The following is a 1686-nucleotide window of genomic DNA, read 5'->3' on the forward strand; positions in this document are numbered from 1 at the left end:
CCAGCTGAAGGGGTTGTCCCTGTTCATCGACCAGCAACAGGGTAGCGCTGTGACTGTGCCAGATTGGAAACTTCGCAACGACGCCCGAACGATCAGCCGGTCGGACCTCAAGCACCGCATTGCTCAATGACACATCCATCGGAACATCCTCGGGGTTGATCGACAGGCGATTGGACTGGTAGGCGCGCAGGTCTTCGACAAGCAACAAGCCGTCAGCATCGGTTTTGCCCAACGGGCGATTTTCCTGGGATACGGTAATTCCCGGCAGGCCATCGGTATCCACTACCGCAAAACTGTCGTAGACCGTATTGGAGGCAAATAGATGTCCATCAATCGTCGACAGGGCTCCACGCGCCGTGGCGCGGTAAGCGTTACTGCTGTCGCGGCTCTCAACCTCAGTGCCCACCTCACCCCAGGCCGATTTATAACTTACCCCTGCGTCGCTTCGCGTCTGGGTTCCGGTCTGGCGGGCAACTTGCCAACCCACGTCACCACGCTGCACGGCGCTTTGTCGGGCCTCTACGGTCTGATAACTGCTGCCGCCATTGCTGCTGGTGCTCGCGCTGAGCGATGTATTACGACCAAAGGGAATCGAGATGCCGACATACATACCGTTACCGCTGTTGCCTTCGAAATCATGAAAAGCAGTGACAAAGCCGTACGCGTTCAGCGGCAACGACGTGGAGAAAGTTGCCGACAGCGTTGAGGTAGAAATTCGCTCCGACGCCTGAACGTAGTCAGCGTCGTAATCATCCAGCGTGTAGAGATTGACCATTTTCTTCGCGTAGACCAAACCGAATGTCCCGACTCCCGGCACTGGAAAACCCAGATTGGCGCGCAGTGTCGTTCTTGGCATCGCGTCGTCGTTGGCCGAGGCGATATCAGCAAAGTCCTTGTCTGCCTTCAGCACGCTGAAACCAAAACTCAACTGCGGCGTGCTGCGTGTAATCCCTGCGCCGTATTGCAAGCCGGGAAGCCCCTCGAATGAACTGGCCGCAACCGAGGCCGATAGGACACCAAAGTCGCCGAGCAGCACATCGGCACCTACTCCGCCCATGGCAAGCCCGGAAGTGCTTTCCAGATGCGTTTCGACGCTTAGCTTCGGCGTTGCGCCGTGGCGGTAGCTCAGAGAGGCGGCAGGTTGCGCGTAATCGTTGGAGCGTGTGGCATAAAGTCGACGCACCGAGCCCGCTTGAATAGCCAGTGAGTCGAGTCCTTGGTTAAGCAAGAGGCTGCTCGCGTAAAACGGCAGTGTTTGAGTGGTTTGACGGCCGCTGGCGTCCTTGACCACTACGGAGATATCGCCTCCGCCAGAGGTAACCGGCAACTGATTGAGCTCGAACGGGCCCGGCTGAACTTGGGTACTCGACTGGTGCAGACCGTTGACAAATATATCCACCGACGACGGCACCGCAACTTCACCAGTCATTCCGGGACGCGGATAAGTCACCAGGTCTGGGCGCAGGGCAAAGTTAGTGATCATCTGCACACCGACCATTCGTATCGGCCGGGTCCAGCTTAGGCCCGCGTTGATAAAGTCGCCCGCATTGAAAGTGCGCAGTGTCGTCGGATCGGAAATACTGAAAGTGCTGTCAAGGCGCACAGTGCCGCTGAAGCTTTCGCTATGGGTCTGCACGACGCTGGACTGCAGCACGCCAAAGGGGCCGAACACCCGCAGTTCGTTAA

At 57.8% G+C, this 1686-nt stretch carries 1 protein-coding gene; it reads right to left on the reverse strand.

What is annotated here, in order from left to right:
• Positions 1-1672 (reverse strand): fimbria/pilus outer membrane usher protein (locus M0974_RS09030; RefSeq protein WP_297835496.1); only part of this gene is annotated, 1672 nt, incomplete at its 3' end.
• Between the last annotated feature and the right edge of the window lie 14 nt (positions 1673-1686).

The organism is Pseudomonas sp. (genome assembly GCF_026224925.1).
Classification (GTDB): Bacteria; Pseudomonadota; Gammaproteobacteria; order Pseudomonadales; family Pseudomonadaceae; genus Aquipseudomonas.